Raw genomic sequence first — 17,018 nt, 5'->3', positions numbered from 1 at the left:
GTGAGGCCTCACCGCCGCGGAAAGTCATTCCAGCCGGAGGCGCGCGCCTTGGCAAACACGATCTGCACCTCGCGTCCGAGATACAGCAGGCCGAAGATGCCAATGATCGTCAGGACGTCCCACATTGCATTTCCCCCAGATAAAGTTGCGGGCCGTATCGACAACCCCTCGTGACACGGCCCGCCTAATCCAAACGCGACCGCCATCACGTTTTAGGACATTCGCATTCATATGCGGCACGAGTGAGTCGCGATATCGCTATTTCTGGGGATGGCAGGTCCGGGCATTCATCCAAAGACGTAGTTCGGAACAACCAGCCGTGATCGCCGCGCGCCGGACTGTCGTGTCTCATGCTGCCCCGTCTTTGATCCATCAGGTAACGACGCGCAGCGATATCCGCCTGAAACGGAGGTTTCGCACTGATCAGGCATTTCGATACCGGGAATTGCTGCACGCAATACTTGTCATGCCATCCCGCGAAGCATCTCCGGCCACTTTATACAAGAACAACTCATGAGTTGCGCCCGGTTCATCAGATTTCGCTAATCTCATCCATACTTTGTTAACCGTGAATTTCTTAGTTTAACAGCTATAGGCTGCATGATTCACTTGGTTTTCGTCGATATCTAATTTTTGGTTTTATTTCTGGATAGTTAAATGACCTCGTTGCTAACAAATATATCGGCTCTTAATGCACTTCAGACGCTCAGGTCTGTCAACTCTGGACTGCAGGATACGCAAGACCGCGTGTCGTCTGGTTTGCGGATCGACAAGGCAGCAGACAACGCCGCCTATTGGTCGATCGCCACCACGATGCGCTCGGATAGCAAGGCGATAGCAGCGGTCCGCGATTCCCTTGGCTTGGCCGCCGCCAAGGTGGATACGGCCTATGCCGGACTTGATTCCGTTGTTGATGTCCTCGGGGAGTTCAAAGCCAAGCTTGTGGCGGCCAAGGAGGATGGCGTCGATAAGGGCAAGGTACAGGACGAGCTTGAACAGCTGAAGCAGCAGGTCCTCGGCATTTCCAAATCGGCTACCTTCAATGGACAGAACTGGCTGAGCACCGACATCGCTGACATCAATGATAACGAACTTGACATCGCGAACGTATCGACGGCCTTCGTCCGCTCTGAAACAGGCAGTGTTGCCGTGCAGACGGCAGAGGTGCATCTAGGAGAAATAGCGCTACTCGACCGCCTCGATGCGGGTCTGGATGTGGTTGTTCTTCACCGGTGCGGCGCGAACCGGCATGCCATGGGACCGGAAAACGTCATATGCCGTGGTCTCGTCGGCCTGCGTTCCGTCGTCGCCCTTCGGATCGCCGAAGAACAGAACTTCGTATCCACGCCGATCGCCGTCCTCGCCCGCGACGTACCAGTCGCCCAGCCGCTTCGTCAGCAACTGCTTCACCAGGGGCGCGAAGATCGAGGCGCCGGCACCGCGCGCCGTGACCTCTGCAAACACCCGCCAACGATTGTTGACGAGCTGCGCCACACAGCATGCGGGATTGCGGCCGAAGTCCAGACCGACATAGACAGGCCAGCCCGGAATAGGCTCAAGTGCCCGCTTCGACACATGGGAATCGTCGTTGAACTGCTCCCACACAGCCTTGCCATCGACGAACACCGTGATCTTGTTCAGCACGCGGCTGTCGATCCACTGCTTCGTCTTGCCCTTGATTTTTTCCGCGTAGTAGCCAGGCTTGAGCCATTTGGTGTTCTCGGCCACCGGGTTCATGGAATATCCGGTCAACGTGCCACCAGCATCCTTGATCTCAAGCATGGCAGGTGGCTGGACGTGATAGCCCCAATTGTCAGGCCGACGATACGCGAGACGCTCCTCTTCCGTCCAATCGTCCGGCAGCGGCACCTCGCCCATCATCAGCGGGATGAAATGATCCTCGCGCGGAGCGTTCATGTCGGCGATTACGCCGTCCCACGTCGCCCCGCCATCCTTCACCGCCGGATATCGCCCGGTGCGGCTTTCCGCCTCGTCGAGGATAGCCTTCTCGATGAACTCAAGCTCGTTGAACCAGATGCCGGTGAACTCGAACGACCGCAGCTTGCGCACATCGTCCTCGGTATCCAGCGCCAGAAAGATGATTTCCATCTCGACATCACCGAGCCGGATGATGTGCCGAAAAGGCCGATCCCAGTAGAACCGGCCGTACATCTCCTCAGGAAACCAGTCGAGCCACGACTTGACCGTCGTGTTCTTCAGGTCAGGAAAGGTGTTGCGGCAGACCGCCCAGCGCGTCTTGCGCACCCCGTCGCCGTTCGGCTTCTGCTCGCAAGAGATCAGCCACATCTTCATGATGCAGGCCGTCGATGTGCCGGACCCGATCGACCCGCGGATCACCGACACATGCTTGCGGCATTCCAGAAAATCACACAGCACATCGCCGTCAGGCTCATAGATCTTGCGACCATGACTATCGAGCTCGATCTTCGGGAGAACTGTCGGCCGATCCGGCTCTATGACCTCAAGCATCAGAAGAAATTCCCGCAGGTCTCAGTGCATACGAGCCGCGATCCAACCTTCAGCTTGATGCGCCCGATGCGGCACCGCCAGACTTTCCAGCCATCTTCGATCCACATGACGTTACCGGGCGCCCGCTGCCTTCAGCAGTGCATTGCCAACCTTCGCAACCTGTCTCCAAAACCATGCGCGCATTTCGAACTCCATCGCTGAGTTGCTTCAATGCACACATGATCCGATGTCAGAGGGTGCGCGGCAAAGCACAGGGCTAGTCGAAGTCTGCAAGATCGACCGTCTGGCCGGCGAACGTATGCGTGCAGTCCCCGAGAAACTGGATCCGGCCATCAGTCACGAAAGAGTGGCATACAGCTGGAGGCGCACCATCAATGCCCGCGTTAGGGCCGTTGTAGGTGACGAGGACCGAGGGCGTGAACGTCGGAGCCTCTGGGTTGTCGTTGTATCCCCAGCAGCCCGGTCCAGCACCCTCGACGCGGATCATGTGAGCTCCGTCGCAGCCAGGGCACCAGAACATCATCCGACCGCCGTCCAATTTCCGAAGCTTAGGCGATATCTGCTCAAACCAGCGCTTATCATCATCAGTCATCGCGTTTCTCCGTGGGTGAAAAATATCTAGCGGATCAAATGACCAAGCGGCCAGCGAGCATGATTGCCACAATGAACAGGCCAATCGCTGGGCCTACTATTTCAGCGAAACCGACGTGCTGCCGAAGGTCTATGCCACCGCGTCTGAGGCCATCCGTGGCAACGACGATTTCGTACAGGCGATCCGCTTCGACATGGAGACGCTGACCGGCGAGGACGTGACCGAGGAATGCGCAGAGGCTTGGCTGTCCGACTGGACCGGCAATCCCGATGACAAGGTTCCGGCCTTTGTCGACACGTCCACCGCGTTCAAGCGCTGGTGCGAGGCGTACACCGAGGAGAACCCTCGCTGGCGCGGTCCCGATCCTGATGAGTTGCGGGAGTCCTGGCTCGATGAAGAGTACCGCGAACCGCCGATGTTTCAGCACCGCCGTGGCCTTATCCCGCTGATCCGGTTTAACTCGGGGGAACGGGTATGAGTGAAAAGTGCACGTTCTCCACCTACAGATATGCCTGTGGCAAGCCCGTCGAGCATGGGCGTTACCTCTGCGAGGAACACGTCAAAGTGACCTGCGCGAGCTGCGGCAACGCCGCGACCCATGGCTGTGACTACTGCGGCCAGTTCGTATGTGGCACCCCGCTTTGCGATGAATGCACCTACTCGACGGACAAGACGAAGGCGGCGGGGAACTGGGGCTTTATGAACCACGTCCATGTCAGCAAACCAGAGTTCGCCGACAAGCACAGGGTGGTGAAGCTCGAAGCTGCCCTCGCCGCCAAGGATGCCGAGATCGAACGGCTTCGCGAGGCGCTGAGCGCATGCGCTGACCATATCGATAACTATTACTTCGAAGGCGACAAAGAATATCAGGTCGTGATCGTCGCCCGTGCCGCTCTCAAGGGAGATGCAGCATGAGCGATACAAAGCACACACAAGGCGAATGGAAGGCTGACATCAGCCTGACTTATGGCAGCAAGCCGCGCATCGGAACCGACGACAAGCTGATTTGCTGCGTTGGCAATGGTGAAAACCCGGTTATTGCGCAGGACGAGTGGGTAGCCAACGCCCGCCTGATCGCCGCCGCGCCTGATCTGCTGGATTCGTTGCAGCACCTTTCGAACATCTACGAACAAATCTGGGTGCAGATGTCGGACGGCGAAATGGCAATTGTTCGCGGCGCATGGGAAGTCGCGGACGCAGCCATCGCCAAAGCGACTGGCGGTGCAGCATGATCACCGGCCACGACCTCCGCAACATCATCGCCGTCATGCGCAACATCGACCGCGACCAGATCGAGGCCGAGGCAGGCCGGATCACGGACGCGTTCTGGGTCGAGTTCCAGGCGAACCCGTATCGCAGCTTTCTCCGCATGAACGATCACGGGCAGGCCGGCGTGGCGCGCGTTGTGTCGGAAAGGTTGCCGTCATGAGCAAGAAGAAGCACCACAAGGCATCCCCATGGATGTGCGGCCAGTGCAAGGCCGGCTTCGAAAACGAAAAAGCCGTCCGCATGCACATCGATGCTGCTCACTCCACCATCAAGGGCTGCGGCATCTTCCGCTGCGTCAGCCGGGTCAATGGTCCCGATTATGAGCCCTCATATGGAGAACGAGCCGTCGAAGCTTCCCTCGCAATGGCGATGGGCGAGCATACCGATGACGCTTGGCTGCTGGGGGAATGACAGTGGACCTCATTAACTCCGAAACCGTCACCGGCCCCGGTCTCTACCGTATGAGCGAGGCGGCATATCACGCAGATCCTGTCAAACCGTTCAGCCTCAGCCGCTCGATCGCGCAGAAGCTGATCCTCGAATCTCCACGCCATGCCTATGCAGCTCACCCGAAGCTCACCAAGCAGCCAGAGGAAGAGCAGGCCAACAGCCGGACGCGCGATATCGGATCGGCAGCACATGCGCTGCTGTTGCGGCAGAACACCGAGATTGCCGTGCTCGACTATGACGACTTCAAGAAGAAGGCGGCACAGGAGGAGCGGTCGCAGGCACAGGCGCGCGGTGCAATCCCGCTGCTGAAGGCTGACTTCGAGACCGTCGAGGCCATGGTCGACACGGCCCGAGCCGAGCTTGCCGACAACGAGCATGCATCGATCCGCGCGCTGGCAAACCCGGCCGATGACGAGATCGCATTCAACGAGGTCACCGCCGTCTGGCGCGACCGTTGCGGCGATCACTGGGCCAGAGCGCGTATGGACCGCATCAGCGTCATGCCGGACCGGATCACTGTGCTGGACTACAAGACCACCGAACTCAGCGCCGCCCCGATGCAGGTCAGCCGCGCCATCTTCTCGAACCACTACCATTTTCAGGATGGGTTCTATCGCCGCGGCGTCCGTCACATCTTTCCGGAGATCGATCGGCACGAGAAAAAGCTGTCGTTCCTGTTCGTCGTGCAGGAGCAGTTCGCGCCGTTCGAGATCACCGTCGTCGAGGTTGACGACGCCGGACGCGTGATCGGCGAGAAGATGGCATCTGACGCCTTCATGCTCTGGCGCAAGTGCAATGCCGAGAACTGGTGGCCGGGATATCCGAAGGAAACCGTGCGCGCCGAGATGCCCGCTTACGTCGAAACTAGCTGGCTCGCTCGCGAGATCGAGGACCCGTACCTGCAGGGTCTCGGGTTCGATCCTCTGCCGTTCTACGAATCCCGCCCTTATCGCAGCAAACCAATCATGGAGCCGAACTGATGTTTCTCTCTCGATACAACGACCGTCCTTCGACACTGAAGGTTGACCATGAGATTGCGACGAACGTGAATATCGATCTCGAAAACGAGACGATCACCAAGGAGCGCAAAGCAACAGTCCACTCTCTGAACGACTTTAACATCACTGTTTGGGATGATGGGGAAGTCACGGCGCAACGCAAACATTACGTCTCCACCGATCCTGGCCGACATTTCCCGAACATGAGTGTCGTCGATGGAGCAATCAATTTCCCTATCGAAGATCTGGTTTCGTTCGTCCTTGATCGAGTCACCCCGGAGGAATTAGCAGACGGCATCATGGCCGACGACGAGGCCCGCGCTGGGTTGGTTTACAAGATGTCTGAGCGCTACGCCTCACCTGGTTTTGAAGATGCCGACCGTCGGGAGTTCCTGACGAAGGTTCAACAGGCCATCCACGCGAAATCGGTTGATAGAGCCATTGAGCGTCTGAACACTATGGAATCGAACGCTCGTGCATTTTCAGATCGAGACCGCTGGCGTGGGATTGAGCTTGGGCACTACAAGGGTCTTTTTGACCGATACACGGAAGCGCTCTACGAGCTTCGCGAGGCTGGAAAACTGGACGACGCTGGAGTTCAGCGGCGCAAAGGTCAGCATACCTCACCTGACCGATTGGAAGAGTACATCAAAGAAAACAAAGACCCGGTCGCAACCGAAAGCGTGGGCGCGCAGTGGTATGAGAGCCGAGATTTTTGGCGCGCTGAGCTGCTTAAGTATTTCCCTGAGCCCGTCGAAGCGCCAGCAGAAGTCGGCGGTGACCTATGACCGACTTCACCGACGCCGTTCGCGATGACACTAGCCTCCTGATCGCAATTGCCGGCGCATCAGGCAGCGGCAAGACCTTCTCCGCGCTCACCATGGCGACCGGGCTTGCACAGGGCGAGCCGATCTATGCCATCGACACCGAGGCGAAGCGCATGCTGCATTATGCAGACCAGTTCACGTTCAAGCACATGGACATGCGCCCGCCGTTCACACCGGAAGCATACATCGAGGCGATCCAGAAGGCCGAGAAGGCAGGCGCCAAGGTCATCATCATCGACAGCACTTCGGACGAATACGAGGGTGTCGGCGGGCTGCAGGAGATGCACGACGATGAGGTAGCGCGTCTCGCTCGCAAGCCATACGACAAGCTCGAAGGCTGGGAGATCGACAAGTTCAATGCTCCTGCATGGAAGGTTCCCAAGACGCGCCACAAGACGCGCCTGATGTCGCCGCTGCGGCAGGTCCGCGCCTACATCATCTTCTGCCTGCGCGCCGAGGAGAAGATCAAATTCGTCAAGGTGTTCGACGAGCGATCGAACCGTGAAAAGACAGCAATCGAATCCGCCGGCTGGGTGCCGATCTGCGAGAAACGGTTCATGTATGAAATGACTATGAGCTTCACCGTCACGCCCGATAACCCCGGCGTGCCGCTGATCGAAGACGGTCAGGCCGTCCACGGCAAGATCCAGAGCCAGCATCTGTCATTCTTCCCGCCAGGCAAGCGAGTGACCAAGGACTGCGGCAAGCAGCTTCGGGCATGGGCCCGCGGCGAAAACACCACTCGTCCTGCTCAAACCCCACGGCAGGAAGAGCAGGGGGCCAGTCCCTCGACCTCCCAAGCACCGGCCCCCACCCATGACCGCGAGAAGCTGTGGAACTACCACGCCCTGCTCGCGACCGCCGAAGACAAGGACGCGCTGACCGCCAGCCATAAAGAGTTCAAATCGAAACTCGGTGCTGACGATTTTGCTGCGGCCGAGAAGATTCTCCGCGCCCACAATGACCGACTGCGCGGTGACGCTGATGCGGACACCACGGCGGTCTATGTCGAAACCGTGATCGAGGGAGAGTGAGATGAGCCAGTTCGAAAACGATCAAGAGCGTGCTGATTTCCTCGCTTGGGTAAAGGACGGCAAACCCATGCAGGCCCCACCGCCCCAACCACTTGTGATGGGGATGGAGGAGATCCGGAAGAGCGTCATGCGGGCGATCTTCGACCCCGGCAAGACCGAGGGCTACAAAGGTGAGCGAGATCTCACCACTTGGCAGACAGACGCCGTCATGCGCGCCCTGGCTGATGAGGTCGCCACGGCTCAAGGTTTCGAGACGCTGTGGAAGAACCACCGCGACGAGCTGCTGAAAGAGAACACGAGGCTCACCCGCCTCTTTGATCAGCAATGGAAGCGAACCCGCGAGGCTGGCGAACTCTGGCGGCAGGCGCACCCAGGCAACGATCTCGTGAGCCCAGACCTTGGCGAGTTGGTGACATGGCTTATGTCGTGCGCCGCCCCCGCTCAAAATGTACCGTGCCCTTGCACACTGATCGAGCAGGATGAGGATTGCCCCGTTGGCTATCCGTCACTGCTGTGCGGCATCTGCAAAGGCACCGGCAACACGACGTCGGATCAGGTCACCGCACTCGCCTGCGAGATGATCAAGATCGCCAGCGACATCGGCGGACCGGAAGATCCGTTCGCCGCATGGGAGAGCATCGACCTCATCAAAAGCCAGAACGACCGAATGCGAAAGGCGCTGGCGCCATTCGCCAACGCGTCTGTCTGGCGTCATGACAAAAGTGACGCGATGAAGGAGCCACGCCCGAAGTTTCCGTCAGATGTCGATCTAATGGAATTCGAGGGAAATAGCCTTACGCTTTGCGATCTATTGGACGCTCGCGCGGCTATCGACCCAGAAGACGACAACCCAGAATGCACCGACTGTGGCGGGGCTGGGATAACATATCAGACCGAGAGGGCGTGCTCTTGCTCAGCCGGTGATGAGTACCGCATGACGCCAGTGCCAGATGAGCGGGGGCTGCATGAGAGGTATCAGCTATCCCTCGACAAGGTGGTGGCGCAAGCGCTTTCCCCATCCGCGTTACCGAAGACGCCACGCGCCCCCGCTCAAGTTGTGATGGGGTCAGATCGGACGACCATCGAACTCAAGATGACCGCGTTCGCGGACACCGCGCCGCAGCGCGACGAGTTCAACGGAGAGCAGACGATCCTGACCTACACCGACCGCGTCGGCACTTGGGATCTGGCCTTCTTCGAAAGCGGCGAGGAGTTTCCGGAACGCTGGCTCGGCGACACCCATTGGATCGACATCACCAGGATGTGGCCTGGCGTCATCGCTCAGATAGCGAGCTTTGCCGCCTCTCCGGAGGGAGACCAGCCATGAGCGATTGCCTGATCTTTCCGAAGGAAATGTGGACGGTTGCTGGTCGCTTGTTTCAGGCTCGCATGTGGCGGGAATACGCGATGGCGATCAAATACGACCGTCCAACCATGACCGGTGTCAATCGCCGTTGGTGCCTAGAGATCGGTCGAATGACCTATGAGCGCTGCATCCGCCAGTCACGGGTTAATGCCTATCTCGCCCGTCGTCTAAATCGTGCCGCCCCGCCACCACCCGTTTCGAGGGAGGGCAAATGAAAGCCTCACTCTTCCTGACCGAGGGCGAGCTTGCAGCGCGGATGGGCATCGATCTGGACATGCTCAAGACGGCCCTGCCATCGCTCTCCCAGTCCGGCTTTCCTCAGCCCGATCCGCTGTTCGCCAACCGCCGATACTGGCCAGCCTGCGAGGCATTCCTTGACCGGAGATATGGACTCTCTCCACAATCAGGTCAGGGCAATGTCGCCCTGCCTTCTCTCGATGAGGAAGAACCATGGAAACGGAAAAGATCGGCCTGAAAAAACGGCCGAGGAATGATGGCACTATCGCATATTATTGGGTCGCATCAGCGGTATCCCGCCACTCGAAGGACTACCCGCAGAAGACGGTCCGCGTGCACGGAGCGACCATGGACGAGATCACGGCTCGATGCCGCGTCCTGACATCGGAGCTGAAGCAGTGGCTTTCCCAGCGCGGCGCTGGCGAGCCGGTGCAATATGATGGCAAGCTGCGCACACTGATCCGGATGTACCGCACCAACCCCGCATCGCCCTACTTCGAGATCAAGCGCGTCACCCGCGACAACTATGATCAGAGCCTCAACCTGATCGACCAGTTCTGCGGCATGCGTCGGCTCGACAAGGTGACCGGCCTCGATATCAAGGGCTGGTACAACGAGTTGAAGAAGGCGCCCGAGGATACGGAGAAGAAGGCCAAGCAGCGCGCAAAGGCTGCTGAGGAGGGAAGGACGCTGGCAGAGAGCAAGCCGCGCCCCCGTCGGGCCTACCAGTGCATGCAGCTCCTCCGCATTGTCATTGGATTCGGTGTGGTCTCGAACATCTCCGAGTGCTTCCGGCTGAAAAGCGTGCTCGAAGAGATGCGCTTCAACGTGCCGGCAGCGCGCACCGAATCCATCACGTTCGGGCAGGTCAAGGCGATCTGCGACAAGGCCATCTCGAAAGGCTTGTATTCGGTTGCTCTTGCCCAGGCGCTTCAGTTCGAACTGACGTTGCGCCAGGTCGATGTCATCGGCGTGTGGGAGAAGATCGAGGACAGCCATTTCAGCGGCATCATCTATCGCGGCAAGCGGTGGCAGGATGGCTTGCTGTGGTCGCACCTGAGCGCTGACGGCATCCTGCAGAAGGCGACAACGAAGGTCGATGGCGTGGATCTGCTGCACGACACGACACAGTATCCGTTCCTGCGCCAGATCATGGACAGCGTGCCGCTCAGCAAGAGGATCGGTCCGATGATCATATCCGAAGCGACCGGTCTCCCGTACCAGCGCCGATATTTTGCGGCGGTGTGGCGGAAGATCGCAAGCGAGGTGGGTGTCCCGAATGACGTGTGGAATCGCGACAGTAGAGCCGGCGGCGTCACAGAAGGATCAGACGCTGGGGCAGACATCGAGCACCTGAAGCATCATGCGAATCATACAAACTCATCGACGACGCAGCGTTACAACCGCAGAACCCTGCAGAAAACGCGGTCTGTCGCACAGCTTCGCGTGGCGCAAAGATCAGCCGTGAACGAAACGAAATCAGACGGCTAGGAACGTCACGGGAATGCGTCGGAACGGCAGAGCAGATTATTCGGGGCTAAGTGCCTGAAAAGAATGGTGCCGCTTAGAGGACTCGAACCTCTGACCCCATCATTACGAATGATGTGCTCTACCACCTGAGCTAAAGCGGCAACGGCGGGTGACGAATAGTACGCCCGCGATTTGCATGGCGCTGATACAAGCATTGGCAAAAGATTTCAAGCGTTCCTGCACGTCTTTGGCAAAAAAGAGCGCGGCTGTGGAAACGCAGCGCTTTTCGCGTCAGACCGCCAGCCGGGCGCGGGCGGCATTGTACTCCCGCTCCAGGCGATCGACGAGCGTGCCAACGGGTTCGACAGCCTTGATCGCGCCGATGCCCTGGCCGCTGCCCCAGATGTCCTTCCACGCCTTGGCGCCGCCCACGGCCTGTTCGAAGTCCATCTTCGAGGCGTCGGCGGCCGGCAGGTTGTCGGGGTCGAGGCCGACGGCCTTGACGGATGGCTTCAGATAGTTGCCGTGCACGCCAGTGAAATAGTTGGAGTAGACGATGTCGCTGGCGGCGCCATCGACGATCGCCTGCTTGTAGGCGTCCGATGCCCGCGCCTCCTCGGTGGCGATGAAGGGAGTGCCGATATAGGCCATGTCGGCGCCCATCGCCTGTGCAGCGAGGATGGCGCCGCCATTGGCGATGGCACCGGCCAGCAGCAGCGGCCCGTCGAACCATTCGCGGATTTCCTGAACCAGCGCAAAGGGCGAGAGCGTGCCTGCGTGGCCGCCGGCGCCTGCAGCCACGGCAATCAGCCCGTCGGCGCCTTTGCGGATGGCGGAGCGGGCGTGGCGGTTGTTGATCACGTCATGCAGCACGATGCCGCCATAGGAATGCACCGCCGCATTCACCTCGGGAACAGCGCCGAGTGACGAGATGACCACGGGCACCTTGTATTTGACGCACAGCATCAGATCATGCTCGAGCCGCTTGTTCGACATGTGCACGATCTGGTTGACCGCAAACGGCGCCGCCGGACGCTGCGGATGCGCCGCATTGTAGGTCGCCAGATCCTCGGTCATCATCGCCAGCCATTCGTCCAGCTGACTTTCGGGGCGGGCGTTCAGCGCCGGAAATGCGCCGATGATGCCGGCCTTGCACTGCGAAAGCGTCAACGCCGGGTTCGATATGATGAATAGCGGCGAAGCCACCACAGGCAGTCTGAGGTTTTGCGTCAGGATCGGGGGTAGGGCCATGGATCACCGTGAAGAATTGACGTTTACGAAAACGTCAATGTGATAGCAGAGAGTTTTCGGCAGGAAAAGACTGCGCGCTCGGTTCGCAAACATCGGTTGCTGCTATAAATAGGGGGATCGAACCGCGGGTTTCGGGCATTATCCCCTGTCAACGCGGCGTTGAAACGTGCCTAGGCTTGCGATTTGCAGCGTCAGCCGCTACCGCATTTGCAAGCTGTTAAGTATAGCAATGTCAGCCATCGGAATGAAGGATCGGACGTGAGCGGATTAGAAACGGCCATCAGAACGGCGCTCGACAATGCCGATCGCGACAATCCCGAAGTCCGAGCGAAAATCTATCAGTCCGCGCGCCAGGCGCTCGAGGCCGGTTTGCGCAAGCAGGATGTCACCGACACCGAAGCCGTCGCCCATCATCGCCATCGCCTCGAAACCACGATCCACATGATCGAGGCTGAGGAGCGGAAACGCCTGCATCCGCGACAAGGTCCGCCCGAGGTGGCGGTGCCGCCCGTGGTGGAAGTGCCTCAGCCGGTGGCACAGCGCGCCCGCGAAAATTTTGATAGCCCATTCATTGGTGGCGAAACCCGTGCGCCCGCTGCGAGCTTTGCAGATGATCGCTATGACGATGAATCGGGCCTCTCCGGTCTGCATGCCGGAAACGCCGATCACCTCGGCGCAGCCCCGGCCGCCGCCGATGGCGTCGTCGCGGAGACGAAACCGGCCAACGCCGATTTCCGCCCCGAGCGCGCCGTCGCCCGGCGCAAGCCGCGCAAGTTCTTCTCGCGGCTGCTCGTCTGGTGTGTCCTGCTGGCCTTCATCGGCATGGGCGCCTGGTGGGCGCATACATCCGGCTTGCTGATGACGGCGGCCGAACGCGATACCAGCGTTGCCAATCCGCCTGCCACCACGGCGCCTGAGGATTTCAACGGCGCTGACGACAGCGACGCGGGATCGTCGGACAGCAGCCAGGCACCGGTGATAGACCCGCAGAATTCCTTCTCCGCCGCCTGGCTTGAGGTGTTCAAGCCGTCCGACGCCGGCAAGATCGTCAAGGGTGCCCAGTCGCGTGCCGAGAGCGTCGCCGAAAACGATGGTCCTGCTGTGCGCCTGGTCTCGCAGAGCAATGGCAGCGACGGCAATATCGGCATCAGCGTCCCGCCAGAGGTGCTGCAGCAACTCGCCGGCAAGTCCTCGACCATCGCCATCACGCTGCAATCGACCACCGACGAGCCGACGCAGATTACCGTCGAGTGCGATTTCCAGTCGCTGGGTGATTGCGCCCGTCACCGCTTCACGGTCAACCGTGAGAAATCGGACGTACTGTTGCAGGTTCGTTTCGATCGCTCGCTGGCGCCGACCTCGGCGGGCACGCTGTTGATCAACAGCGACGTCGATGGCAAGGCGAGAGGTATCAACCTCTATGCCGTGCGCATCCTGCCGGGGCAGTGATCACTTGAGAAAGCCGGGACCCGAGCCGATGATCTTGTCGTCGATCTCGCCGATTGCCTGTTTGTCCTTGCCGTCATAGTCGATGGTCTTCAGCATGTGGCGGATCAGGTTCAGCCGGGCTCGCCGCTTGTCGTTGGCATGGATGACGCTCCACGGTGCAAACTCCGTATGCGTTTCCTTCAGCATCCGGTCGCGTTTTTCGCTGTAGTCGCCCCATTTGGTCAGCGCCGCGATATCCATCGACGACAGCTTCCAGACCTTCAGCGGATCGTGGCGACGGTCATGGAAACGCTTCAGCTGCATCTCGCGGCCGATATCGAGATAGAACTTAAAGAAGAAGATGCCTTCATGCGCCAGCACCTTTTCAAGCTGCGGGGTCTGCTGAAGGAAATCCTCGTACTGCTTCGGCGTGCAGAACCCCATGACAGGTTCGACGCCGGCCCGGTTGTACCAGGAGCGATCGAACAGCACGAACTCGCCTGACGTCGGAAACTCGGCGATATAGCGCTGGAAGTACCATTGGCCCGCCTCCCGGTCTGTCGGTTTGGTCAGCGCCACGACGCGTGCCAGGCGAGGGTTCATGTGGGCTGAAGAGGCCGAGATCGCCCCGCCCTTGCCGGCGGCATCTCGTCCCTCGAAAACCGCCATCACCCGCTTGCCCGTCGTCTGCAGCCAGAACTGCACTTTCACCAGCTCGATCTGCAGCTTGCGCAGTTCTTCGAGATACTCGTCTTCCTTGAGCTTCTTGTGATAGGGAAAATCGCCAGATTCCAGCGCCTGTTCATGCACCCAGTCGGGCAGGACGGGGTCATCCACATCGTAGACGCGGGTCTTGCCCTGAATATCCAGTTCTACGGCTCTGCTTTCGACATCGTCGGCCACGGCAATCCTCCTCGGCTTGTCTGCTGCAGGCAGGCGACCACATTTTCTTTTGAAAATCAAACATCTTGGCGCCGGCTGAAATTCTGTGCGCTGCCGGGGCAGATTGTCGCTTTGCTGGCGACACCCGTAAACTTCTGTCATGAAAGAGCGCTATCAGGCAAAGTTTGATAGCCAACAAAGAACGAATCGACGTCGCGAGGGGCACTTGGAAGAGCAAACGCCATGGACCGGCAAGCTGATGGCACGCATCCGCCGGGAGATCTTCGTGCTGGTCGTGGCGCTGGCGATCGCTTTCATCGCGGTCACGGCAGGCATGAATGGATGGGGTGTGCTTGGCCTGCTGGTGATCATGATCCTTGCGGTGATGTGCTCGTCGCAACCCCGCGCCCGGCCTCGGGTGCCGCTATCGGTGCCGGAGATGGAGCAGCCCGCCACCCGCAGCCTTCTGCCGGAAGTATCCGCGACGCTGTCGGCACTCGATATCCCGGTCATGGTGATATCGAGTGATGCTTCGGTGCTGTTCCAGAACCGCGCCGCGGAAAAGGCCTTCGGCGAAGTGGCGATCGGTGCGCATATTTCGGCACGTCTTCGTTCGCCCGGCATTCTCGACATGGTCCGCGAGACGATCGTCACCAACGCGCCGAACCAGATCGAGCACTCCGAGCGGCTGCCGTCGGAGCGCGTCTACATCGTTCGGAGCTCGCCGGTGGAGCTTGCCCCCGAAGGCAGCATTGGCGAGCGGCTGTTCATGCTGTCCTTCCGCGATATATCGGAAGTCCGCCGCATCGACCGCATGCGCTCGGACTTCGTCGCCAATGCCAGCCACGAGCTGCGCACGCCGCTCGCTTCGCTGCGCGGCTTCATCGAGACGATCCAGGGGCCCGCGAAAAACGACTTCAAGGCGCAGGAGCGCTTCCTCGGCATCATGTTCGACCAGACGACGCGCATGAGCCGGTTGGTGGATGACCTGTTGTCGCTGTCGCGCCTCGAATTGAAGTCGCACATCGCGCCCGATGAGAAGGTGGATCTGGTTCCCCTGCTCGGGCATGTCCGCGACGCACTGCTGCCGCTGGCCAAGGATGTCGGCGTCGAGATCCTGCTGCATCTGCCGGAAGGCAAGGCCGAGGTTCTCGGCGATCGCGACGAGCTTGTGCAGGTGTTCGAGAACCTGATGGAAAACGCCTGCAAATATGGCCAGGAAGGCAAGACTGTGGAAGTCTTCCTGAAGAGCGGCCCAGCTGGGCCTGTCGAGGTCACGGTCGTCGATCAGGGGCCGGGCATTCCGGCAGAGCACGTGCCGCGCCTCACCGAGCGTTTTTATCGCGTCAATATAGAAGACAGCCGCTCGAAGAAGGGCACCGGTCTCGGGCTCGCCATCGTCAAGCACATCCTCACGCGCCACCGCGCGCGCCTCATCGTGAAGTCCGAAGTTGGCAAGGGAACCAGCTTTACCGTGCGGTTTTGACATAAAACCGCAATAGGCCATTTTACGCTGTAAATTTTATGTAATATTTTCAATTACATAGACTGTCACAAATGTTTCACCGAACTGACATAATACCTCTGGGTATCGGGGGCTAAAGAGAGCGTGCCGATGAACAAGCGGCACCGCCCAGGGGCCGTTCCAGGCCACACTCAGACCGCTATATGCCCGGGAGACTGATTATGAACGCTTTTAAACTTACGCTCGCAGCACTTGCCGCCTCCGCCGCTTTCGCCGGCGCGGCGATCGCTCGCGACCAGGTCCAGGTCAGTGGCTCGTCCACGGTTCTGCCATACGCAAAGATTGTTGCCGAGACCTTCGGCGAAACCTTCAAGGACTTCAAAACGCCAGTCGTCGAATCCGGCGGCACCGGTGCTGGCCTCAAGGAATTCTGCAAGGGCGTAGGCCCTGACACGATCGACGTTGCCAACGCTTCGCGTCCGATCAACAAGAACGAGCTGGAAGCCTGCAAGACAGCCGGCGTCACCGACATCCAGGAAGTCAAGATCGGCTACGACGGCATCGTCTTCGCAACCGACTCTTCCAACCCTGATGTCGCTTACGTTCCTGCCGACCTCTACAAGGCTCTGGCTGCCCAGGTTGTTGTCGATGGCAAGCTCGTCGCCAACCCTTACAAGAAGTGGTCCGAAGTCAACCCGGCTCTCCCGGCTGTTGATATCGCTGCCTACATTCCTGGCGAAAAGCACGGCACCCGCGAAGTGTTCGAACTGAACGTTCTCCTCGCAGGCTGCAAGGACTCGGGCGCTTTCGACGTCATCGCCAAGGAAATCACCGACAAGGCCGCCCAGAGCAAGGCTTGCGTTGCAGTTCGCAAGGACGGCGCTGCTGTCGACATCGACGGCGACTACCCTGAAACGCTGGCACGCATCGCTGCCAACAAGACAGGTGTTGGCGTATTCGGCCTGTCCTTCTACGAAAACAACGCTGACAAGCTGAAGGTTGCCACGGTCAAGGGCATCGTTCCTAGCCCGGAAACCATTGCTGACGGCACCTACCCGGTTTCCCGTCCGCTGTTCTTCTACGTCAAGAAGGCGCATCTCGGCGTTATTCCTGGCCTGAAGGAATACGTGAACTTCTTCGTATCCGACCAGATGATCGGACCTGATAGCCCGCTCGTCGAATACGGCCTGGTTGCTGCTCCGGACGCTGAACGCGACGCGATCCGCAAGTCGGTTGAAGACGGCAAGACCATGTAATCA

Annotated in this window: 19 protein-coding genes, 1 tRNA gene and 1 pseudogene; 16 read left to right on the top strand and 5 right to left on the bottom strand. The window is 59.5% G+C overall.

The genetic code is table 11. The annotated features are described in order from the left end of the window. Positions 1-657: 657 nt before the first annotated feature. Positions 658-1,002, top strand: a pseudogene (locus tag GVL52_RS30870) (flagellin/flagellar hook associated protein); the annotation flags it as partial. A gap of 183 nt (positions 1,003-1,185) precedes the next feature. On the opposite strand, the gene GVL52_RS30865 reads toward GVL52_RS30870, so the two are convergent. Both GVL52_RS30865 and GVL52_RS11080 read right to left on the bottom strand, forming a co-directional pair. Further along, positions 1,186-2,490: a hypothetical protein gene (locus GVL52_RS30865; protein ID WP_244619161.1), complete on the bottom strand. Its 1,305-nt coding sequence runs from the start codon at positions 2,488-2,490 to the stop codon at positions 1,186-1,188. A 256-nt stretch (positions 2,491-2,746) separates the two neighbouring features. Next, positions 2,747-3,082 (bottom strand): DUF6527 family protein, encoded by a 336-nt coding sequence (locus tag GVL52_RS11080; RefSeq protein WP_160006918.1) that lies wholly within the window; start codon positions 3,080-3,082, stop codon positions 2,747-2,749. 115 nt (positions 3,083-3,197) lie between these two features. Here GVL52_RS11080 and GVL52_RS11075 point away from each other — a divergent pair, with 115 nt between their 5' ends. From GVL52_RS11075 to GVL52_RS11020, 12 genes are read left to right on the top strand one after another with little or no spacing between them, the layout of a single operon-like run. Then, a complete protein-coding gene (locus tag GVL52_RS11075; protein WP_160006915.1) occupies positions 3,198-3,560 on the top strand; it encodes a hypothetical protein in 363 nt (120 codons plus the stop codon). Further along, entirely contained in the window at positions 3,557-3,997 is a 441-nt protein-coding gene (locus GVL52_RS11070; protein ID WP_160006912.1) for a hypothetical protein, read from the top strand. Before GVL52_RS11075 ends, GVL52_RS11070 begins: the two co-directional genes overlap by 4 nt. Further along, positions 3,994-4,314: a hypothetical protein gene (locus tag GVL52_RS11065; protein ID WP_160006909.1), complete on the top strand. Its 321-nt coding sequence runs from the start codon at positions 3,994-3,996 to the stop codon at positions 4,312-4,314. Before GVL52_RS11070 ends, GVL52_RS11065 begins: the two co-directional genes overlap by 4 nt. After that, a complete protein-coding gene (locus tag GVL52_RS11060) occupies positions 4,311-4,511 on the top strand; it encodes a hypothetical protein (RefSeq protein ID WP_160006906.1) in 201 nt (66 codons plus the stop codon). The genes GVL52_RS11065 and GVL52_RS11060 overlap by 4 nt, the downstream gene beginning before the upstream one ends. After that, complete coding sequence (locus GVL52_RS11055) at positions 4,508-4,762, top strand: hypothetical protein (protein WP_160006903.1); 255 nt, start codon at positions 4,508-4,510, stop codon at positions 4,760-4,762. The genes GVL52_RS11060 and GVL52_RS11055 overlap by 4 nt, the downstream gene beginning before the upstream one ends. Further along, on the top strand, positions 4,759-5,781 hold the full coding sequence (locus GVL52_RS11050) for a PD-(D/E)XK nuclease family protein (protein ID WP_160006900.1): 1,023 nt from the start codon (positions 4,759-4,761) through the stop codon (positions 5,779-5,781). The genes GVL52_RS11055 and GVL52_RS11050 overlap by 4 nt, the downstream gene beginning before the upstream one ends. After that, a complete protein-coding gene (locus GVL52_RS11045; RefSeq protein WP_160006898.1) occupies positions 5,781-6,587 on the top strand; it encodes a hypothetical protein in 807 nt (268 codons plus the stop codon). The genes GVL52_RS11050 and GVL52_RS11045 overlap by 1 nt, the downstream gene beginning before the upstream one ends. Further along, positions 6,584-7,660 carry a hypothetical protein gene (locus GVL52_RS11040; RefSeq protein ID WP_160006896.1) on the top strand — a complete coding sequence of 359 codons (1,077 nt, stop codon included), beginning with the start codon at positions 6,584-6,586 and terminating at the stop codon, positions 7,658-7,660. Before GVL52_RS11045 ends, GVL52_RS11040 begins: the two co-directional genes overlap by 4 nt. Before the next feature lies 1 nt (position 7,661). Further along, positions 7,662-8,987 carry a hypothetical protein gene (locus GVL52_RS11035; RefSeq protein ID WP_160006893.1) on the top strand — a complete coding sequence of 442 codons (1,326 nt, stop codon included), beginning with the start codon at positions 7,662-7,664 and terminating at the stop codon, positions 8,985-8,987. Further along, positions 8,984-9,241 (top strand): hypothetical protein, encoded by a 258-nt coding sequence (locus GVL52_RS11030; RefSeq protein WP_160006890.1) that lies wholly within the window; start codon positions 8,984-8,986, stop codon positions 9,239-9,241. The genes GVL52_RS11035 and GVL52_RS11030 overlap by 4 nt, the downstream gene beginning before the upstream one ends. Next, positions 9,238-9,501, top strand: a complete 264-nt coding sequence (locus GVL52_RS11025) for a winged helix-turn-helix domain-containing protein (RefSeq protein WP_160006887.1) — start codon at positions 9,238-9,240, stop codon at positions 9,499-9,501. Before GVL52_RS11030 ends, GVL52_RS11025 begins: the two co-directional genes overlap by 4 nt. Continuing rightward, entirely contained in the window at positions 9,477-10,754 is a 1,278-nt protein-coding gene (locus tag GVL52_RS11020; protein ID WP_160006884.1) for a site-specific integrase, read from the top strand. The genes GVL52_RS11025 and GVL52_RS11020 overlap by 25 nt, the downstream gene beginning before the upstream one ends. A gap of 64 nt (positions 10,755-10,818) precedes the next feature. On the opposite strand, the gene GVL52_RS11015 is transcribed toward GVL52_RS11020, so the two are convergent. Together GVL52_RS11015 and GVL52_RS11010 are read right to left on the bottom strand one after the other, a co-directional pair. Then, positions 10,819-10,894 (bottom strand) — tRNA-Thr (locus GVL52_RS11015). Positions 10,895-11,024: 130 nt separating this feature from the next. Then, entirely contained in the window at positions 11,025-11,984 is a 960-nt protein-coding gene (locus GVL52_RS11010; protein WP_160006881.1) for a nitronate monooxygenase family protein, read from the bottom strand. A gap of 258 nt (positions 11,985-12,242) precedes the next feature. Between GVL52_RS11010 and GVL52_RS11005 the strand changes: the two genes are divergently transcribed. Beyond that, positions 12,243-13,433: a hypothetical protein gene (locus GVL52_RS11005; RefSeq protein ID WP_160006878.1), complete on the top strand. Its 1,191-nt coding sequence runs from the start codon at positions 12,243-12,245 to the stop codon at positions 13,431-13,433. Here the strand turns inward: GVL52_RS11005 and ppk2 are convergent, their stop codons facing one another. Next, positions 13,434-14,315 (bottom strand): polyphosphate kinase 2, encoded by an 882-nt coding sequence (gene ppk2 / locus GVL52_RS11000; protein WP_160006875.1) that lies wholly within the window; start codon positions 14,313-14,315, stop codon positions 13,434-13,436. Between the two features lie 238 nt (positions 14,316-14,553). On the opposite strand from ppk2, the gene phoR reads away from it, so the two are divergent. Further along, on the top strand, positions 14,554-15,780 hold the full coding sequence (gene phoR / locus GVL52_RS10995) for a phosphate regulon sensor histidine kinase PhoR (protein ID WP_160007412.1): 1,227 nt from the start codon (positions 14,554-14,556) through the stop codon (positions 15,778-15,780). Between the two features lie 200 nt (positions 15,781-15,980). Continuing rightward, positions 15,981-17,015, top strand: a complete 1,035-nt coding sequence (locus tag GVL52_RS10990; RefSeq protein WP_160006872.1) for a substrate-binding domain-containing protein — start codon at positions 15,981-15,983, stop codon at positions 17,013-17,015. Positions 17,016-17,018 lie beyond the last annotated feature (3 nt).

The sequence above is a fragment of the Rhizobium sp. 18055 genome (assembly GCF_902706285.1).
Lineage (GTDB): Bacteria > Pseudomonadota > Alphaproteobacteria > Rhizobiales > Rhizobiaceae > Rhizobium.
The sequence above is the reverse complement of the archived record's forward strand: the minus strand, read 5'-3'. Positions and strand labels throughout refer to the sequence as shown.